The following is a 19,779-nucleotide window of genomic DNA, read 5'->3' as shown; positions in this document are numbered from 1 at the left end:
GCATGTTGCTAACCGATCGAAGTCCGCTTCAGACAATAAGATGTGTATCCAGAGGAGAGTTAACCATGACGACATCAATGCAGAACAACCCAAAGCACCAGTCAAAACAGTGGTCTAAAGCTGGATTACTTTTATTGGCAGTCGGCTCAACCTTATTGTCTGGCTGTAGTTCATTGGGTCTTGGGAGTAGTGAATATGGATGCCCAGGTATGCCTGACGGTGTGCGCTGTTTATCCGCTCGTGAAGTCTATGAGCTTACCAGTAATGGCGCTGCACCCAAGACGATTGATGCTGTGGCGACTCGAATTGGTTCTCCCTCTGGGTATTCACAATCTGATTTAGAGACAGGACTGCTGAGCCATCCAGCATTACCCGAGACGCAGCAATCTGCACCTATTCGCATTCCTTCAAGGGTAATGCGGATTTGGATTGCGCCTTGGGAGGATGACCGTGGGGATCTGAATTTATCCAGCTACGTGTTTACCGAAATTGAACCGCGCCGGTGGGATATTGGGGTGTCAGCACCTCGAACGGTTTCGCCAGTGCTACGTCCACTTCAGACTCAAAGCGATTCAGCCTCAGCGGGAGTTGATGGTAAGCGCGATAACTTGAGTATCTACGGAGAAACTAACGAATGACAAATGCAGTTCGCACCATTCAAACTCAGCGCCTAATGACCATTGGTGCGCTTGGTTTAATGGCGTTAATGATTTCGGAGCCCTCATTTGCGGGCACCGGTGGTGATGCTTTCACTGATGTGTGGGATACCCTAAAAGATTGGACCCAAGGTACTTTGGGACGGATCGTAGCGGGAGCCATGGTTCTGGTGGGTATTGTGGGCGGTATCGCTCGCCAAAGCTTGATGGCTTTTGCCTTGGGCATTGGTGGCGGTATGGGTCTCTACAACACACCAACAGTCGTTGAAAGTGTTATGTCTGCAACTTTACCTGTTGTTGCCAGCACTCAAGAAGTTATTGGCACAACAGTTCCAGCAATCAGCGCCGTCTTACTGGGCACCTGAATGTGAGCCATAGTAGGCAGTTCACTTAATGCAATCAAACTTAGGTCTACACAACATCGGGTTATTGGTGATGTTGTGTAGACCTTTTCATTTCAGCGACGCCACATTAACGAACTTGGTTTACATTATTTGGTATATTAACACCTAAGGTGTTAAAATCACTGTCACAATAAACTATATGGTTTATACTGTTCGTGATATTCATACTTAGGGTGTTAAAATGTCATCTAAGATAAACTGGCTTGTTGCTCATACTTCTCCTGGTGCGCTAGTACTTCAGCAATGGCTGACTGAAAACGGTGTGAGCTATTCCTTGGCTCAAAAGTACGCGCAGAACGGTTGGCTAAAGAAGCTATGTTCTGGCGTGTATTATCGTCCAGATGCGCGGGGCGATATAAAGCCAACTTGGGTTGATGCCATTCAAGCATTAGATGTGCAATTGGGCGTTTCAGTTCATTTGGCTGGATTGAGCAGCTTAACTCACCAAGGACTGAGTCACTATTTACAGCTGAACAAAGAGCAAGTTTGGATTTGCGTTAAAAATAAGTCTTCCTTACCAAAATGGTTTCGTGAATTCCCTTATCAGAATTGGTTTTACTGTGGAAATCATAAGCTTGAAGTGAATCCCGAGAAAGATTTGAAAAGGATCACGGTTAAAGAGAAAGAACTCACTGTCAGCTGTGCAGAACTTGCTGCCTATGAAGTGGTAGACGGGATTGGGAAGCTGATTTCATTTGAGCATGTCGCAGAATTATTTCAGGGTTTAGTCAATCTTAGCCCTAGAAAAGTACAAGATATTCTTGAGCGAAGCAGCTCTGTTCAGGCAAACCGAATATTTCTATTTCTGGGTCGATACTACGATCACCAGTGGGTCAATCGCATAGATGAAACAAGAATTAAATTGGGTGCAGGAAAGCGGCAGGTTGTCGAAAAAGGACGTTTTGATGAGCGATATCAAATCACAGTGCCAGAGATATTAAGCGTCAAAAAAGGTGAACAACATAATGGATAAAGATAGCCCATATTACAAACAGGTTTCCTTGCTCATAAGACTGCTTCCTGTGGTAGCAACAGAGACGGTTTTTGCACTTAAAGGTGGCACCGCCATTAATTTATTTGTGAGAGATTTTCCTCGGTTATCTGTAGATATTGATCTTGCTTATCTTCCACTTGAACCAAGAGATGAGGCTTTGATTAATGTCAGGGCTGCATTGCAGCGCATTACAGACAGAATCAATACTCAACCAGATATCAGAGCGGCATTTCAGGATAATAAAGCTGATGAACTGAGAATCGTTGTATCAAGTCCGGTTGCGACGATCAAAATTGAAGTGTCGCCCGTCGCCAGAGGTACATTGCATAGTGCAGAAATAATGCCAGTTCAAGAGTCTGTTGAAGACGAGTTTGGTTATGCTGAGATTCAGGTAGTCAGTCTTCCCGATCTGTATGGTGGAAAATTGTGTGCTGCAATGGATCGCCAACATCCTCGCGACTTATTTGATGTGCGTATGTTACTTGGCAGTGAAGGGATTTCGAGAGAGATTTTGGTGGGTTTTTTAACCTATACATTAAGTCACCCTCGGCCTATTAATGAAGTCATGTCGCCAAACTGGCAGCCTCTAAATGAGAAATTTCAGGCAGAATTTGACGGAATGACTTTTGAAAAAGTTGAATGCGAAGACTTAGCCTCTGTTAGGCCCATGATGTTAATTGAACTGCAAAAACATTTCACAGAAAGGGATCATGCTTTCCTTATGTCATTCAAAAGAGGGCAACCTGACTGGGCATTGTTTGACTATCCTAATGCAGCAGACTTGCCAGCGATTCGTTGGAAGTTGCAGAACATTAACAAATTGGCAAAGAATCAAGCAAAACATCAAGAGCAATTAGATAAATTGAAGCAAGTGCTTGATGATTGGCTTGTTAACGCAAACGCCGAGTAATTCGTTTATAACAAACCTCAACGAGCTATAAGCCCCCTAGTTAGATTGCGATTTCTTCAATCTATCTAACCGAGTCCACATAGGACAACTGCATAGACTGGAGCCTCGATTTACATTAACGAGGACTCCTCATGCGAAAACTATCTCCAATTATTCTGGCGCTTGCGCTGTCTCCATTGGTTCAAGCTGAACCTGTGTCTGAAGTGTCGCCCGTTGGCAGAATTGACGGCATGGTTTCTTTACCTGTCACGGGTATGAAAGCGGTCGAAAGCAATGGCCGTATTGTTTTCATGTCAGACAGTGGCCGGTTCGTCATTGATGGCACGCTCTATGATGCCTGGTCCAAAAAGCCGCTTACCAGCCTTGAAGAAATTCGTGAAGCTGGTAACACGCTGGACTTAAGTCGTCTTGGCTTAAAAATGGATGATTTGAACCCACTGACGCTGGGCGAAGGCAAAAAGACAGTGGTGGTCTTTGTTGATCCACGATGCCCGCACTGCCATGAGCTTTTGAAACAAGCCTTACCGTTAACCAAAGAATACACCTTCCAAATTCTCCCTGTGCCAGTGCTTGGTCCTGATTCAGAGCGTCAGGTTCGCCAGCTTGGCTGTGCGCGTGACAAAAAAGCGGCCACCGATGCATTGCTCAATGGCCGGATTGGTAACCTAGAGCAGGATGATGCCTGCAACTTAGAGCCAATGCAGCGTACCTTGGTGACCGCTCAAATTCTGGGAATTCAAGGTGTGCCTTTCATCGTCGCCAATGATGGTCGCATCAGCCGAGGCCGTCCTTATGATCTTTCTGCTTGGTTGGAGGGGCGTTAATGAAAGCCTCTCTGTATTCAGGGCAACGCGCTTCAGAGCTCTTGCCAGTATTGGCCTATTCAGACGATGAGCAACTGTTTTTCATGGAAGACCAGAGTGTTGGCTTTGGTTTTCTATGTGACCCATTGCCGGGTGGTGATGAGTCTGTTGCAGACAGGGTTAATGTTCTACTTAACAACGACTGGCCAAAAGACACTTTGCTACAATTTGGCCTGTACGCCTCGCCTGATATTCAAACCGACCTTCAACGCATGATGGGCTTACGGCATCGTCAATCCGATCCATTGCTCAGGGCGTCGATACGCAAACGTGCGGATTTCCTCGATGGGGGCACGGTTCAACCGATAGAAGAATCGACCCAGACTCAGGTACGCAACTTTCAACTGATCGTCACCTGCAAATTGCCTTTGGAAAGTCCTATACCGACGGAGCGTGAGTTGAGTCGAGCATCCGCGCTTCGGGCTTCTTTCTTGCAAGCGCTGGCAACGGTTGGTTTTCGCGTCACTGAGATGACTGACCGAAATTGGCTCGCGGCATTAAGTGCGCAACTTAACTGGGGAAAAGATGCTTCCTGGCGCAATCCATCTCCAATCCGCAGTGAGGCAGATAAACCACTTCGAGAGCAAGTGTTGGATTATGACCGAGCTATCAAGGTGGATAGCCAAGGTCTGATGCTGGGCGATTACCGAGTTAAAACCTTATCGTTTAAGCGCTTGCCTGAGCGGATTTGGTTTGGTCATGCCGCAAGTTTTGCGGGCGATATGATGACGGGCAGTCGCGGTTTACGCGGAAGCTTTTTGCTGAATGTCACCATTCACTTTCCTTCAGCTGAGGCGATGCGATCTCGTCTAGAGACGAAGCGTCAATGGGCGGTTAATCAGGCCTATGGGCCGATGCTCAAGTTTGTGCCGGTGCTTGCAGCCAAGAAAAAGGGATTTGATGTTCTTTTTGAAGCCTTGCAAGAAGGTGATCGTCCTATTCGGGCAAACATGACCTTAACGCTGTTTTCACCAACGGAAGAAGCGTCCATCAGCTCTGTTTCAAATGCTCGAACTTATTTCAAAGAACTCGGATTTGAGCTGATGGAAGACAAGTACTTCTGTTTGCCCATTTTCCTGAATGCCTTGCCATTTGGTGCTGACCGCCAGGCGATGAACGACTTGTTTCGATTCAAGACCATGGCGACACGGCATGTCATCCCTCTGTTGCCTTTGTTTGCGGATTGGAAAGGCACTGGCACGCCGGTGATTAACTTTGTTTCCCGTAATGGTCAGATCATGAGTGTGTCCCTTTATGACTCGGGCAGTAATTACAACTGTTGCATCGCGGCGCAATCGGGGTCGGGTAAGTCATTCCTAGTGAACGAAATCATCTCCTCCTACTTATCAGAAGGCGGGCAATGCTGGGTGATTGATGTTGGCCGGTCTTATGAAAAGCTGTGTGAAGTCTATGACGGTGAGTTCTTACAGTTCGGGCGGGACAGTGGCATTTGCTTAAATCCGTTTGAAATCGTTGAGGACTATGACGAAGAAGCGGATGTACTGGTTGGGTTATTGGCCGCAATGGCCGCACCTACGCAGTCATTAACCGATTTTCAGATGGCCAACCTAAAACGTCAGACCCGTGAACTGTGGGAGAAAAAAGGTCGTGCGATGTTAGTTGATGATGTGGCAGAGGCTTTAAAAAATCACGAAGACCGACGTGTGCAAGACGTGGGTGAGCAGCTCTATCCGTTTACGACACAGGGCGAATATGGCCGTTTCTTTAATGGTCACAACAATATTCGCTTCAAAAACCGTTTCACTGTTTTGGAGTTAGAAGAGCTCAAGGGGCGCAAGCACCTACAACAAGTGGTGTTGCTTCAGCTTATCTACCAAATCCAACAAGAGATGTACTTAGGTGAGCGGGATCGTCGCAAGATTGTGTTTATCGACGAAGCCTGGGATCTGCTGACTCAAGGTGATGTCGGTAAGTTCATCGAGACGGGTTACCGGCGATTTCGAAAATATGGCGGCAGTGCTGTAACGGTAACGCAGTCGGTCAACGATTTGTATGACAGCCCTACAGGTAAAGCCATCGCTGAAAACTCGGCCAATATGTACCTGCTTGGCCAAAAAGCTGAAACCATCAACGCACTCAAAAAAGAAGGCCGCTTGCCACTAGGTGAAGGCGGTTATGAGTACCTGAAAACCGTTCATACCGTCACTGGTGTCTATTCCGAAATTTTCTTTATTACCGAAATGGGCACCGGGATTGGCCGCCTCATCGTCGATCCGTTTCACAAGCTGTTGTACTCGTCCCGTGCAGAAGATGTAAACGCGATTAAACAGTTAACGCGCAAAGGCCTTTCTGTTGCTGATGCCATCTCTCAGTTGTTGAAGGAGCGAGGCTATGAATAAGTCCACGCTTTGGCCATTTATGGCCTCTATTACTTTGTCTATTGCTGGTAGCGGTTTAATGACCAGCTGGCTCTTAATGAAAACACTCGAACCCATCCACAGCCAGTTGGCGTTAAGTATGCCCATTGCAGTCGTGGATTTTGGGGAGGCGGTGTTGTCACTGGGCCCCAATGCCAGCGAACAAGACATCGAATCCAGGTTGCTTCAGACCAATCAGCAAATTGAAAAATTAAAAGCAGCCGGTTTTATCGTGCTGGATGCCCAAGCGGTGGTGGGTGCTGATGATTCCATATTTGTGCCAGTAGGATCAAAGGAGGTGTCTCATGCAGATACTCCGTAAAAGAATGCCTTGGCGGCCATATCTCATCCGTTTGACCGTTCTTGCGTTAATCATGGCCTTGGTAGGCACCTACGCCATGATGCGCTACCGAATAGGTATTGATACCCAGCAAGAGCGCTGCCTGCCTGATACTACGGTGTATCTGATTGACCTATGGAATAAAGAGCCCGTTAAGGATGGTTTGTATGCCTTCCACTCAAAAGGACTCGCTCCGTTATATAACGACGGTACTCGTATGTTGAAACGCCTAACAGGGATGCCTGGGGATGAAGTCAATGTGACTCCTGAACATGTGCTGGTGAACGGTACTGAAGTCTCAACCGGCATGGCATTAGCCCAGCGTCTTGGTGCGGCGGAATCACAATTTAGCCGCTCATTGACGCTGCAAAAAAACGAATATTGGTTTTCCGGCGAGGCTGCAACAAGTTTCGACTCCCGCTATTGGAATGCCGTTAAGCGCGAGCAGATTGTCGGTCGCGCTTGGCCGCTTTGGTAGGAGGTGGATGATGAGAAGACTATACCTCTTATTTTTGTTCGTTGCTCCATTGGCTTGGGTTCAAGTGTCCTGGGCACAAGAGCCTTATCCGTTGTCTGACGAGGACAAAAAGATCGTCGAAATGAGCCGCAGCATTTTACAAAGTGCTGTGGATGGTTCATCTGAATTTATCGAGCCTTTTTCACCGATTGAACAACCTGCGTCGCTCAAACACGACGATGAATGGTTGATATTTGCGTCGTCCTCACTGGGAGATTCCTCACTGAAGCAGCTATTTAAAGAGGCCAGTGCTACCGGCGCTATTGTGTTGTTTCGGGGAATTCCTGAAGGAAAGACCTTGGGGGCAGCTATCCGTGATTGGCATACCCTGATGACGGGGCTTGATCCTGTTCCTCAGGTTCGAATCGATCCGAAAGCCTTTGTGCACTGGCGGGTGACTAGCGTGCCTGCCATTTTTCGCATAGACGATGACAAGGTGACTGCAAGTGCACTAGGGGTTTACAGCAAGGACTGGTTGCAACGCCAAATTGAAACCGGCAATACCGGTTCATTGGGTCAACGCGGTCCGATTCATTCGATTTTAGAACCGGATTTGATGCAAGTGGCGATGCAGCGATTACAGTCGATTGACCTGGGCGCATTAAAGAAAAAAGCCATTGAGCGTTTCTGGTCTCGCCAAACATTCACTGACTTACCCAAAGCCACGCAGTATCGGATAAGAACGGTTGATCCAACCATCGTCATGCAGCGGCCACTATTGGATGCCAATGGCCGAACATTGATCCCAGCAGGAACGCGTATTAACCCGCTCAAAGCCTTGCCATTTACTCAGCAGCTCGTGGTGTTTAATGCGTCGAACGCTGAAGAAGTGGACGCAGTAGCGCATTGGCTTGAGACGCAAGATAGGACGCTGCGCCGCATTACGCTTATCACCACGCAGCTCGACCGTGCCCAAGGCTGGAATCGCCTCAATGCGCTCGAAAAGACATTGGATAGTCCGGTTTACCTTCTCAATGCCTCGCTAAAGCAGCGCTTTGATCTGCAAGTCACCCCATCGTTTGTTCAAGCAAAGGGGCTCGCGTTTGAAATAGAAGAAATTCCAGCAAAGGAGCTTGTTCATGAAAAAGCTCAATAATATGTATCGTCTGTTGCGGACTCTCGTTGTCATGTTTGTCCTTGGCGTATCTATTCCTGCAAAAGCCGAACTGACCTGCCCAGACGCGGGTTTATTGTCGGGTAAGTTGCTGACGGATGTTTGCTGGTCATGCATTTTTCCTATCCGAGTTGCGGGTCTTCCTCTTGGCTCTGGCAGTGTCCCAAGCGGCGCATCAAACAAGTCATTTTGCTTATGTGAAGACAACTTAGGTGTGCCAAGGCCAGGTATTGTTACCAGCATGTGGGAGCCAGCGCGTTTGATTGAACTGGTCAGAATGCCAGGTTGTTCGCCTTCACTGGGAGGGATTCGTTTACCGTTAGGTGATAGACGACTGCAAGGTGGTCATGGCGAGGGTGAATACGACACCGGTGATCTTGCTTTCTACCATTACCATTATTACGCCTTTCCGCTTTTGGTCATGCTCGATTTGTTCATGGATGGCAATTGCAATGCCGATGGTTACATGGACTTTGACTTGATGTATTTGTCGGAATTGGACCCAACATGGCTGAACGATGAACTGGCCTTTTTTACTCAGCCTGAAGCCGCTGCCGTTGCCAATCCATTGGCTATATCTGCTTGTACCGCTGACGCTGCTTCATCAACGCTTGGTAAACCCATCGACCAGTTGTTTTGGTGTGCTGGCAGTTGGGGCCATCTCTATCCGTTATCTGGCCACACCTTAGCCTTTGGCTCATTAGCAGAAAATACCAGCCACTTAGCGGCGCGTGCAATCGCGGCTCAACACAGGCGTGGTCTTGCTAGGCGAACAATGGGGAACAGTGCGCTATGCCGACCTGTTATCGAACCCATGCTGCCGAAATCCCAATACAAGATGAGTATGTTCTTCCCTGTACCGGAAACTGAAAGTGCGCATGTCATCGGTGAAAGCACCATGAAATGGGGAGAGTGGCGAACGATCCCCGGTGCCGGTGAAGATGCGCTCTACATTTTGTGGCGCTGGCAAGACTGCTGTAACTCGGGAGGTTAACCATGAAACCAACATTTTTTACCCGAGTGTTAGCGGGTATTTTATCTATCACTATGGCGTGCTTGCCCTTACATGGTGTGGCCGCTGATGTGCAGCGCCAATCCGGTCTAAGCGGACAACAAGAAGGTAAGCAATTGCTGCAAAACTGGACGATGCCCGCACTCAATGGCAATACATTGTCGGTGCCGAATGGCAGTGGTCATGAGTCCATTAACTTGCAAGAGCTTTTCCCTGGTATGGATCAGGGCTCATTGGATGTCTTAACGGGCGTTTATGGCTCTGATACCAGCATGAATCAATTGGGGACGCAGCGCCAAGAGAGCATGGCATCCGAAAGTAGCGCTACGGGTGAGGCGTTTCGCTCGCTACAGCAAATCAAAGACAGGTCTCGGCCAGATATGGTCAATGATCCGCTTTGGGCATTAACTGATGCGGTTCAAACTGACCCTAATCTATTGACGCAAAGCTTCCCAGGCTGTGAATCTCAAGGTGAAGGCAGTCCAAATTACCAGCAATGCGACAGGCTCAATACAGCGGTTAACAGCTGCACTATTACTCACGATTACACGGCTGGCATTATTGAGCATGTTTCAGGACCAATGAACCTTCGCTCTTGTGGTGAGGGATGTCTTGAAGTTTGGATTGGACGAATAGGCGACAACTACTGGAGTGGCCGTTGTAAAGTGTTTGAACAGGCCATCACACTCAAAGTCGTGAACCCCGATGCGATTATCTCAGCCGTTCTTGAGTACGCCAAATGGGATGACTACATGCAGGTGTGGCTTGGCGATCAGAAAGTCTGGTCTGGGCCGAACAATAACTTTCCACCAGAAACGGCAGGTCGCTGCGAGCTTAGTACCAGTTGGGAGCGCAATCCAAATACCGATCTCACTGCCAGGCTAAAAGCGGTAGAACCAGGTTTAGAAGTGCCGGTAAAAATTCGCGTATCGGTTACGGGTAGTGGTGAGGGGTATGCACGCATCAAGGTGCGTTTTGATCCAACCAAGGTGGTGATGAATGATAGTTGGTCGCCGCAATCCTGTATCGAACAAGCAGCTGATATTCCGACGAAGTTTTCAGACTACAGCATTCAATGCACGGATCAGCCGTCTTCAACCAACGGATGTACGGTGGTCAATGGTGTTTCAGTTTGTGAATCCTACTTTGCCCCAAGCCCTGTGGCTGGCATATCGCCTTTGTGTCGGCGTGTACAAGTGAGTGTGGATGACGAAAGCTATAAGGGGATTGAAAATCAGGCCTGCCATGTGCTTGAAGCGAACCCTTCCTGTGGCTTCATGTCGTCAGAATGTGCCGAGACCAATGATAAAGGTGAATGCATTCGTTTTACCGATACCTATGACTGTGGATTGCAAACCAGCGATCCAAAGTGTGTGGTATCCAACCTTATGCCAAGTAGTTTTGAGGCCTGTGAGCCTACTCAGACGATTACGCCATTTACTGAAACCAAGCATGTACCGGATTACCAGGTGTGCGAGAAGATCAGCACGCTTACTCAGTGTCAGTTAGAGCGACGTGTATCCGCTGAAACCCATCAACAAAGCTGGTCCATTGAGCGTGGTTGCTTTAGCTCCGAAACGCTCAGTTTTGTTCCACAGCACAGCAGTACTATGCAAACTGGAAACGCTACGCTGAGGATTTTTGATAATCAAAATACTGAGATAAAAATCACCGAGTCGCCCTCCAAGGCAAATGGTTGGAAAACGACACTCTCACTGACGGGCAATAAGGAAACGGTCAATGAGACGAAACCGTCCATTAAGTACCCTGAAATGACCTGTCCAAAAGGAACCTTGGTTGGTTCATTGTGTAAAGTCGTCAATGGGTCGATTATTTCGTGGCATGAACCTCAGGAAGTCACTCGTTCCAGATGTGAATCCGGCTGGAATAAAGTCGATTTCGATACTTGCAGCCGAGAAGTTCAGAAGTGTTTGGCTCCTGCGAAACTGAAAGCTTCATTGACCTTCTCCGGCAAGTACTTAGAACAGGAGGTTGTTCATCAATCAAGTGATCCCGGCATAGACCAATGCTTGATGCAAACGGATCAGTTCACTGCGGTGCAGTGGCAGTGTTTGGATACGGGCACAAAACGAATCGACGGGTTAACGGTTGGTAGTGGCGAGTTGGCCAATCTTGGAAGCCTTTATCCGGCGGTTGTTTCGTCTCCTGCTCATTTAACCAGTCGTGGTAGCTCTGATGGGCTGGGGCTCTCATGCTGGAGGGCAAAAGCGACCTACAATGCCTCGACTGCTCACCCAGAGTTCAACATGGGCAGCTCAGATAGCTGGGTAGATGCCAATGGTAATATACAAACCATCGTCAATAACGGACAAAACACGACCACCAATACATGTTCCGCGCTGGAGCAAAAACCAGCCTGCCAGTATGTCAGAACCGAATGCACTGAAGGCGGAGCTGGTCATGAAGGCTTCTGCTATATCCAAAGTTTGGTGTATGACTGTGGACAAAGCGTTGAAGTGCAAAATGCACGAATGGAAACTCAATTCAACTGTGAGGGCCCAGTTCGCTGTATGGGCACAGATTGTTTAGAGCCAGAGTCAATCAAGCAGGCTAACTTTGCAGAGGCCGCTGCGATGCTCAATGCTGCGCAGTTTATGACCAATGATATGTCATGCACGGGAGCTGATGGCCAAGATAACGTCGAGTGTACGGTCTTTAAAGGTAATGCTGGCCAGTGCAAAAAAGCCGTTGGTGGCATAGTGGATTGCTGTGAAAAGCCAAGTGGCGTGTCGTTATCGGACTACATCACGATGATAGTGGCGGTTAACAAGCTTGATACGGCAGTCATGGCCATGAATCCGTCTTCTGCAATCTATGGTTCGTGGAATACGCTCAGGGAACCAATCACCAGTACCTGGAGTGCGGTTAAAGAGCCTTTTGTGTCTGCATGGGACTCTCTCATGGGGGCTGGGCCATCAACGGCTGCTGGCGCGGGAGCGGAGCAAGCTGCGACTGGCTTTATGCAGGTGTTGACCAACAAAACGGCTGAGTGGGTAGGCTCTACCTTTGGTTCGGGGGCGCAATCGGCACTGTTTAGTAACGTTGGTGGCGCGGTTGGAGCCGATGGTGTTGTATCGGGTGGTAACTTTGCGCTGGGTGGCGCTGCGGGCACGGTTCTGAGTACGGTTATGACGGCCTACATGATTTATTCAGTCACCATGATCCTCATTCAGCTTATCTGGAAATGTGAGCAGAGCGAGTTTGAAATGAACGCCAAGCGGGTATTGAAGAGTTGCCACTACGTAGGCTCTTACTGCAAGTCTAAGTTCTTAGGTGCCTGTGTTGAGAAACGGCAATCATATTGCTGCTTTACTTCGCCGCTTTCACGGATCATTCAAGAACAAGTACGTCCTCAATTGGGCCTTGGTTGGGGCAGTGCGAAGTCACCAAACTGTGAAGGTTTGACCGCGAGTCAGTTAAACCAGGTAGATTGGAGCCAAGTCAATCTCGATGAATGGATAGGTATCTTGTCGATAACAGGCAACCTACCCGAAGTACCGTCACTGGATATGGAAAGACTCACAGGCTCAGGAAGTACGCTAAACGTGGATGGAAACCGTCAGGGTGCCGCAGACAGAGCCATTGAACGGCTAAACGGAATGGATGCCCAGAAACTGCGTCAGGAGGCGACGGAAGAAATTTCGGGGAATAATTGAGCACGCCCTTCTAAAATAGCTGCACCAATAATGTTCCATATTGGTTACTTTAATGTGTTTTTCCGCTTTGAAGTAACCATTTTTGCACTTTGTGATCACAGATCGAACATATTTCAGCTAACGCGCTTTTGCCCCAAAATAATTTAGACTATTTATTCGTCACACTTCTTTGGTTGATATTTGACCTAGATTTCCTTATCCGTGTAATGTTTAATGCATGTCAGCATATCGTAGGATCAGTAATCTTTGAAAATCATACTTTATAGCGCAACAGGTTCTAATAGCTCTGAGCGTATCGAATGGCTGTTAGAATACAATCAAGTTGATTACCAAAGGATAGAGGTTGACTCGAATTCTTTGACTACTAGTTACCTTTCAATAAACCCCCTTGGATTTGTACCTTCACTGTCGGTTGATGGCTTCATGCTGTCTGAATCGATGGCGATAGCTGAATATATAGATGAGCAACATTTGACGACTACTTTGTTAGGTTCATCTTCACAAGAGAGAGCCAGAATTCGACAGGTGTGTGAATTCGTCAATTCAGGTATTCACGCCCCGCAAAACCGAACAGCGATAAAATACTGGCAACCAAATCTTGATGAAAGTACAAAGAAAGTCATGCGTGGACGCTGGATCATAGAGAGTCTAAAAAGGTTAGAAAAAACGCTTTTTCAGGAGTCGCAGTTTGCTATTGGTTTATCATTCTCGCTTGCAGATATATATGTTGCCTCGATCTACAAAAAGGCATTGCAACATGGTAGTGAAGAATACATCGCTTTTACAAGTCACCTAAATTGGCTACGAACACAGGAGGCTATTTTGCGTGCTGAACCAAAAACATAACTGCCCCTTTAATAGTTTCGACAAAAAAACTACGTTCTCGGTCGGGCGAATTTTGACCAAATATAATTAATCTGACACCCAAAATTCACAAAATACGAAAAATGGTGAGCTTACGGGAAGATAGTTTACATCGGTAGGTAAAAGTGGTTCCAGCCGAAGCTGGAACCTGTGGACAATCAAAGAGCCAATCTGGCTTAGTATATCTTCTGGTATATCTCTCGATTACAGGCATGAATTAACCAACTCTACATTAGCCCTTGCTAAATTAATAAGTGCTGATATTATTCTTAGTGTCAAAACATTCACTCACCTAAGGAGATTGTTATGCCTCTGGATTGGAAAAAAGGAGCAATTGCATTAGCGGCAGTGTTTTTACTCGCCATCGTTTTAGTTAAACCAATTGGCGTCTCGACCCAATTTGTTATCTTTGATGGCGTGATTGCTAGCGCGATTGATGAAAACTTGATCGAACAAAATGCCGATACAAAAACGGGCTACAGCAGTACCAATGAGTATTTAGCAAAATCGGATGGTAAGTACGCAAAATCGATCGCAAACCCAGTTAATTATGGCTTGATCTTTGTGTTTAGTATGATTTTTGGTGGCTTCTTGGCATCGAGAAAACACAAAGAACCAGCGTTACCTAAAGCGCATGTACGTCGCTTTGGCAATAGTCCTGTCATTCGCTATACATTGACTTTTATTGGTGGCTTTATTGCCTTGTTTGGGGCTCGTTTGGCGGGTGGTTGTACCTCCGGTCATATGATGAGCGGTATGATGCAAACCTCAGTCAGTGGTTATCTATTCGCCTTGGCAGCGTTTGCTGTGGCTATCCCGACTGCGATGATTATCTATGGTAAGAAAGGAGCAAAATAATGAGCATTATTTTATCAATTGTTCTAGGCACTTTATTTGGCTTTGCTCTTTATCGAGTAGGCGCAACGCATGCAGATAAAATTATCGATATGCTGACGCTAAGAGATCTAGGTTTGGCGAAAACCATCATGGCCGCGATTGGGTTGTCCTCCTCGCTCTTCTTTGCTGGGATCGCGCTAGGCATTTTTGACCCTTCACATATGAGCATTAAAGGTATGTACCTTGGGGTCATTATTGGTGGTTTGTTACTCGGCTTTGGCTGGGCATTATCAGGAATGTGCCCGGGTACTGGCGTTGCCAACCTAGGGGCAGGCCGTAAAGATGCTATGTTCTTTGTCAGCGGCGGGTTAATTGGTGCATGGGCGTTTACCCTTGCGTATGAATGGCTAGCGACTTTTGGTCTTTTTAAACCTATGCTTGGTGGAAAAGTGAGTTTAGCTTCTGGCGTTCATAACATCTGGCTAGCGATTGTTATTGGTGTTGCGATGATTGCGGCGGCGTTTGTATTACCAAAGCAGATCATCAAAGACTAATCTGCGCAGTATGTCTGATAACGGCTCTGTCGCAAATTTTGCTAAAGACGTGACAGTGCCATCTTCCTGACACAATTATTCTGCTAGAGCGTAAAATCGCTCAAAGGCAGTGTCACCTTCAATTTCTATTTGGTCACGTTTCAACATCGTCCATAACTCTCGACCATGGAGGCTAGCTTTCGCTCCTTCCAATGACTTCCAATCGAGTGCTTGGCGAGTTTTCTGTTTGACCCAGCGATGACTCTCTTAAATTGGCATTCGACATATGACCGTACTCAAGCCTTACGCCCCATTTAAAACAGATAAGAATCCAAATCCGTGACAGGGGAGAGGCTGCGCTCAACAATGATCTACTCCAGCCAAACTGGACTCTTACACTAAGCGATTTTCCGATACCAAAAGTTATCCGCACTTTTCTAATTTAAGTGATTACTCTAAGAAGGTTTTGTCCAAAACTGTGTTTCAAAATCCACAACACTAAATTTCAATAGCCCCTTCGAGAGGGGCTGTGTGATGGGAGCCTAGCTGGCTAGTTGGCGGGGGTATCTGTTTCCTCTTCAGTGATATCGTCATCGGTTGACGGCACCGCTTGTTCAACTTCTGCTTCTTTACCCTTCGCTTGAGCTGATTTTCGAGCTCGAATTTCGATATCAATAATGCGTCGAGCCAGTTTGATGATGCGCTGTTGCCATGCGTAGTTACCATCAACACGTTGCTTGTTGCTAAGCACGCTAGACAACCAGAGTGTGTCCATTGAGATCATCAACGCATCGAGTTTGCGCACTAAGCCAACAAACTGGCCAACTTGGGGCGAACTTATTTTTGCGTTGAAGGATATCGGGTCGGTGTAGTCAGGTACTTCATCGATGCCGTTGGACTCCATCAGTTTGTCCAAACGAGCTTGTTCGCTGTCTACCGCCTTAGCACAATCTTCGATCAACTGGCTAATGATCTGTTCCACTTCATCAATTTCGTTCTCATCGCCAATGATGCGCAGGATGACATCGATTCCGTAAAGCGCACTTACCGTCCGTCTAAAAACACGGTCAACGACACGTTGCGCCTGTAAGCTGTTAATCGTGAATGATTGTTCAAAGATGGGTTTTGAGTAATTGGGTTTTGCTTGGGCCATAAGTTTGCTCCTGATATGACAATAATCAGTCCCTAGCCTAATCCTCTGTGAGGTAATGGCCTTTCAGCTAGGTGGAAGAATTGAGCATCTTTCTAACTATCCTGTCTGGATAAGACGGTTACACTGACTATCAAATATTGCTGATCTGTTTCAGTGATATCTGCGCCTGAGAGCATGAGCTCAAAGGAAGCCCGCCGCTGAGTATTCTCAGCGGTACTAAGAGGTAGCTAGCCTCCTTAAACAAATAGCCTGCATGTTTTTACATGCTCAAGCATGCGTTCCGTGCGGTTCGCCTTTTCACCACCCAACTGGGGGAGTTTTCCCCAGTTGGGGGTGACTCCTTCAAAACCAATATAAGGAGTCACCAATGGAATATATCTTCGGATTTATTATCCAAATCGCAGGCATTATGTTGCTTGCAAAACTGAGCTGGTCGCTTTTGCGATTGCTTGCTGGTCAATGCTTGCGCCCGTTTCGATTTGTACTTACTCAAATCAAGCGATTGCTCACACCAACACCAAAACGTCGTCCAATGGCGGTGCCTAAAGCTCCTGGTATGCCCCGTTTGACACCTGCGTTTTACAAAGAGCCACATCAGTACGACATGGCTTTACTCGAAATACCAACCTATCTGCGTCGTCAGTCTTCTTTGCCCAGCCGGGTAGAAGCAACTGTGTGCACAGAGTTCAATTAAGACGAGGAGAACATCATGAAAAACCAAGTAACACTCATAGGCTACGTTGGCGCTGAGCCAGAGACACGAGCCTATCCATCAGGTGATTTAGTGACCAGTATTTCACTGGCCACTTCTGAGAAATGGCGCGACCGTCAATCCAATGAGCTCAAAGAGCATACGGAATGGCATCGGGTCGTTTTTCGAGATCGTGGTGGATTTAAGTTAGGGCTAAGGGCAAAAGATTTGATCCAAAAAGGAGCGAAGCTTTTTGTTCAAGGGCCTCAGCGCACGCGCTCATGGGAGAAAGATGGCATTAAGCATCGATTGACCGAAGTGGACGCGGACGAGTTTCTGCTTCTTGATAGTGTGAACAAAGCATCTGAGCCATCACCGGCGGATGATGCGGGCTCCCAAGCTAATTGGGCACAAACTTATCCTGAACCAGATTTTTAACCGAGCAAAAACGCTTTAACCCAGCCGGGAGTACTTTCCCGTCAGGGGCAGACTCCCACTTTGATTGTCGGAGTCCAAAATGGAAAAGCCAAAGCTAATCCAACGCTTTGCTGAGCGCTTTAGTGTCGATCCAAACAAGTTGTTCGATACCCTAAAAGCAACAGCATTCAAGCAACGTGACGGTAGTGCACCGACCAATGAGCAGATGATGGCGCTCTTGGTGGTTGCAGATCAGTACGGCTTGAACCCTTTCACCAAAGAGATTTTTGCGTTCCCTGATAAACAAGCTGGAATTATTCCAGTGGTAGGTGTCGATGGATGGTCTCGCATCATCAATCAACACGACCAGTTTGATGGCATGGAGTTTAAGACTTCAGAAAACAAAGTCTCCCTGGATGGCGCGAAAGAATGCCCGGAATGGATGGAATGCATCATCTATCGGCGCGACCGTTCGCACCCAGTCAAAATCACTGAGTATCTGGATGAAGTCTATCGACCGCCTTTTGAAGGTAACGGCAAAAATGGCCCTTACCGTGTAGATGGTCCATGGCAGACGCACACTAAGCGAATGCTAAGACATAAATCTATGATCCAGTGTTCCCGCATTGCGTTTGGCTTTGTGGGAATTTTCGATCAAGACGAAGCGGAGCGAATTATCGAAGGCCAAGCAACACACGTTGTTGAGCCATCGGTGATTCCACCCGAGCAAGTTGATGATCGAACCCGAGGGCTTGTTTACAAGCTTATCGAGCGGGCGGAAGCTTCAAACGCTTGGAATAGTGCATTGGAATATGCCAATGAACATTTTCAAGGTGTTGAGCTGACGTTTGCGAAACAAGAAATATTTAATGCACAGCAACAAGCAGCCAAAGCGCTCACACAGCCTTTAGCTTCTTAGCGCCACGCATTCATTTTACGAACCCTGGCGGGATTATTCTCCCGTCAGGGGGAAGGTCTCGTCTTTTTTTGGAGATCTTCCATGACTAAATCAGCCTCACTTTTTCGCTTGGTATTGGTTGTTGCCCTTGTCGTAGGTTCGATTCAAGCCGGTAAAGCGGCAATTGATTCGGTTCAAGCAAGTGTTGTTCAGCACCAAACAGCGTTAGCACAAGCAGCAAAGTAACCACTTAACCCTGAAGGGGAGTTCTCTCCTTCGGGGGAGTCTCCCCTCAAAGGAGGCAATATGAAGGTTATCGACCTATCACAACGTACTCCTGCATGGCACCAGTGGCGCATTGCAGGGGTTACGGCATCTGAAGCCCCAATTATTATGGGGCGTTCACCCTACAAAACACCTTGGCGATTATGGGCAGAAAAAACGGGATTCGTATTACCGGAAGACCTGTCTAATAATCCTAATGTGCTTCGCGGTATACGGTTGGAGCCTCAAGCAAGGCGAGCATTTGAGAATGCACATAATGACTTTCTTCTGCCGTTATGTGCAGAAGCCGATCATAACGCAATCTTTCGAGCCAGCTTTGATGGCATCAACGATGCGGGAGAACCCGTTGAACTGAAATGTCCTTGCCAGTCAGTTTTTGAGGATGTGCAAGCTCACCGAGAACAAAGCGAGGCGTACCAGTTGTATTGGGTGCAGGTACAGCATCAAATACTGGTCGCCAATAGCACGCGTGGTTGGTTGGTTTTCTATTTTGAGGATCAACTGATTGAGTTTGAAATACAACGAGACGCGGCGTTCTTAACTGAGTTGCAAGAAACAGCGCTTCAGTTTTGGGAGTTAGTACAGACCAAAAAAGAACCGTCAAAATGCCCTGAACAAGATTGTTTTGTTCCCAAGGGTGAAGCTCAATACCGCTGGACATCGTTGTCTCGACAGTATTGCTCAGCACATGCCGAAGTTGTCCGACTGGAAAATCACATTAAATCTTTGAAAGAGGAAATGCGAGACGCTCAGTCAAAATTGGTCGCTATGATGGGTAACTACGCTCATGCCGACTATGCTGGGGTCAAACTCAGCCGCTACATGATGGCGGGCACGGTGGACTATAAGCAATTGGCCACCGATAAATTAGGCGAGCTGGACGAACAGGTTTTAGCTGCTTACCGAAAAGCGCCACAAGAGCGGTTGCGTATCAGCACCAATAAGCCAGAGCAGCCCGTTGAAACACCAATCAAAATCAGCCTTGAGCAAGAGAACTTGGTTCTGCCAGGTGACTCGCCGAGCTCATTTTATTTTTAACGTTCACTTGGAGCCGATTTCGGCTCCTTTCTCATGCGCTTACATTGAGTGCATCAGAAAGCAGTTTCACTCGTAGCCAATGCTGGGTACGAATGATAGAGCGAGCTGAACTCTTACATACACAGCCATACCACAATCAACACACCACCCGACGGGGACTTCATTCCCTGTTGGGGCATGGGGCCTCGTCAAAACAGA

General features: G+C 47.4%; 20 protein-coding genes. 19 read left to right on the top strand and 1 reads right to left on the bottom strand.

All coding sequences use genetic code 11. The annotated features are described in order from the left end of the window. The first annotated feature begins 65 nt into the window (after positions 1-65). From traV to ACTRWE_RS11775, 14 genes are all read left to right on the top strand, one after another. On the top strand, positions 66-638 hold the full coding sequence (gene traV / locus ACTRWE_RS11840) for a type IV conjugative transfer system lipoprotein TraV (protein ID WP_140372854.1): 573 nt from the start codon (positions 66-68) through the stop codon (positions 636-638). Beyond that, a complete protein-coding gene (gene traA / locus ACTRWE_RS11835) occupies positions 635-1,021 on the top strand; it encodes a TraA family conjugative transfer protein (protein ID WP_000180225.1) in 387 nt (128 codons plus the stop codon). The genes traV and traA overlap by 4 nt, the downstream gene beginning before the upstream one ends. Positions 1,022-1,241: 220 nt before the next feature. Then, positions 1,242-2,033 (top strand): type IV toxin-antitoxin system AbiEi family antitoxin, encoded by a 792-nt coding sequence (locus ACTRWE_RS11830; RefSeq protein ID WP_161747939.1) that lies wholly within the window; start codon positions 1,242-1,244, stop codon positions 2,031-2,033. After that, complete coding sequence (locus tag ACTRWE_RS11825) at positions 2,026-2,964, top strand: nucleotidyl transferase AbiEii/AbiGii toxin family protein (RefSeq protein WP_067206304.1); 939 nt, start codon at positions 2,026-2,028, stop codon at positions 2,962-2,964. The genes ACTRWE_RS11830 and ACTRWE_RS11825 overlap by 8 nt, the downstream gene beginning before the upstream one ends. Before the next feature lie 131 nt (positions 2,965-3,095). Then, positions 3,096-3,788, top strand: a complete 693-nt coding sequence (locus ACTRWE_RS11820) for a DsbC family protein (RefSeq protein WP_188731914.1) — start codon at positions 3,096-3,098, stop codon at positions 3,786-3,788. Further along, complete coding sequence (gene traC, locus ACTRWE_RS11815; protein WP_188731912.1) at positions 3,788-6,187, top strand: type IV secretion system protein TraC; 2,400 nt, start codon at positions 3,788-3,790, stop codon at positions 6,185-6,187. The genes ACTRWE_RS11820 and traC overlap by 1 nt, the downstream gene beginning before the upstream one ends. Beyond that, complete coding sequence (locus ACTRWE_RS11810) at positions 6,180-6,527, top strand: hypothetical protein (RefSeq protein WP_462880067.1); 348 nt, start codon at positions 6,180-6,182, stop codon at positions 6,525-6,527. The genes traC and ACTRWE_RS11810 overlap by 8 nt, the downstream gene beginning before the upstream one ends. Beyond that, the gene (locus ACTRWE_RS11805) at positions 6,511-7,023 is read left to right on the top strand and encodes a S26 family signal peptidase (RefSeq protein ID WP_462880066.1); all 513 of its coding nucleotides are present in this window, start codon (positions 6,511-6,513) and stop codon (positions 7,021-7,023) included. Before ACTRWE_RS11810 ends, ACTRWE_RS11805 begins: the two co-directional genes overlap by 17 nt. Before the next feature lie 7 nt (positions 7,024-7,030). Further along, complete coding sequence (locus ACTRWE_RS11800) at positions 7,031-8,158, top strand: TrbC family F-type conjugative pilus assembly protein (RefSeq protein ID WP_462880065.1); 1,128 nt, start codon at positions 7,031-7,033, stop codon at positions 8,156-8,158. Then, on the top strand, positions 8,142-9,170 hold the full coding sequence (locus ACTRWE_RS11795) for a TraU family protein (protein WP_462880064.1): 1,029 nt from the start codon (positions 8,142-8,144) through the stop codon (positions 9,168-9,170). The genes ACTRWE_RS11800 and ACTRWE_RS11795 overlap by 17 nt, the downstream gene beginning before the upstream one ends. A 2-nt stretch (positions 9,171-9,172) precedes the next feature. Continuing rightward, positions 9,173-12,865: a conjugal transfer protein TraN gene (gene traN, locus ACTRWE_RS11790; protein ID WP_462880063.1), complete on the top strand. Its 3,693-nt coding sequence runs from the start codon at positions 9,173-9,175 to the stop codon at positions 12,863-12,865. A 246-nt stretch (positions 12,866-13,111) separates the two neighbouring features. Beyond that, positions 13,112-13,711 (top strand): glutathione S-transferase family protein, encoded by a 600-nt coding sequence (locus ACTRWE_RS11785; protein WP_462880062.1) that lies wholly within the window; start codon positions 13,112-13,114, stop codon positions 13,709-13,711. Positions 13,712-14,035: 324 nt separating this feature from the next. After that, positions 14,036-14,587 (top strand): YeeE/YedE thiosulfate transporter family protein, encoded by a 552-nt coding sequence (locus ACTRWE_RS11780; protein ID WP_462880061.1) that lies wholly within the window; start codon positions 14,036-14,038, stop codon positions 14,585-14,587. Further along, a complete protein-coding gene (locus tag ACTRWE_RS11775; protein ID WP_462880060.1) occupies positions 14,587-15,120 on the top strand; it encodes a DUF6691 family protein in 534 nt (177 codons plus the stop codon). The genes ACTRWE_RS11780 and ACTRWE_RS11775 overlap by 1 nt, the downstream gene beginning before the upstream one ends. Before the next feature lie 529 nt (positions 15,121-15,649). On the opposite strand, the gene ACTRWE_RS11770 is transcribed toward ACTRWE_RS11775, so the two are convergent. Then, positions 15,650-16,252, bottom strand: a complete 603-nt coding sequence (locus ACTRWE_RS11770) for a hypothetical protein (protein WP_462880059.1) — start codon at positions 16,250-16,252, stop codon at positions 15,650-15,652. Positions 16,253-16,619: 367 nt separating this feature from the next. Between ACTRWE_RS11770 and ACTRWE_RS11765 the strand changes: the two genes are divergently transcribed. The 5 genes from ACTRWE_RS11765 to ACTRWE_RS11745 all read left to right on the top strand — a co-directional run bounded on the left by ACTRWE_RS11765 (position 16,620) and on the right by ACTRWE_RS11745 (position 19,581). Further along, complete coding sequence (locus ACTRWE_RS11765; protein ID WP_335910251.1) at positions 16,620-16,946, top strand: plasmid-related protein; 327 nt, start codon at positions 16,620-16,622, stop codon at positions 16,944-16,946. Positions 16,947-16,961: 15 nt separating this feature from the next. Beyond that, positions 16,962-17,381 (top strand): single-stranded DNA-binding protein, encoded by a 420-nt coding sequence (locus tag ACTRWE_RS11760; protein WP_007104994.1) that lies wholly within the window; start codon positions 16,962-16,964, stop codon positions 17,379-17,381. Positions 17,382-17,460: 79 nt separating this feature from the next. Then, the gene (gene bet, locus ACTRWE_RS11755) at positions 17,461-18,279 is read left to right on the top strand and encodes a phage recombination protein Bet (protein ID WP_000414662.1); all 819 of its coding nucleotides are present in this window, start codon (positions 17,461-17,463) and stop codon (positions 18,277-18,279) included. A gap of 81 nt (positions 18,280-18,360) precedes the next feature. After that, positions 18,361-18,504: a hypothetical protein gene (locus ACTRWE_RS11750; RefSeq protein WP_000167275.1), complete on the top strand. Its 144-nt coding sequence runs from the start codon at positions 18,361-18,363 to the stop codon at positions 18,502-18,504. A 60-nt stretch (positions 18,505-18,564) separates the two neighbouring features. Next, on the top strand, positions 18,565-19,581 hold the full coding sequence (locus tag ACTRWE_RS11745) for a YqaJ viral recombinase family nuclease (protein ID WP_000862954.1): 1,017 nt from the start codon (positions 18,565-18,567) through the stop codon (positions 19,579-19,581). The last annotated feature ends 198 nt before the right edge of the window (positions 19,582-19,779 follow it).

It is taken from the genome of Pseudoalteromonas sp. G5_S1_54_S4, assembly GCF_054968565.1.
This window is presented reverse-complemented; position numbering and strand designations above follow the sequence as displayed.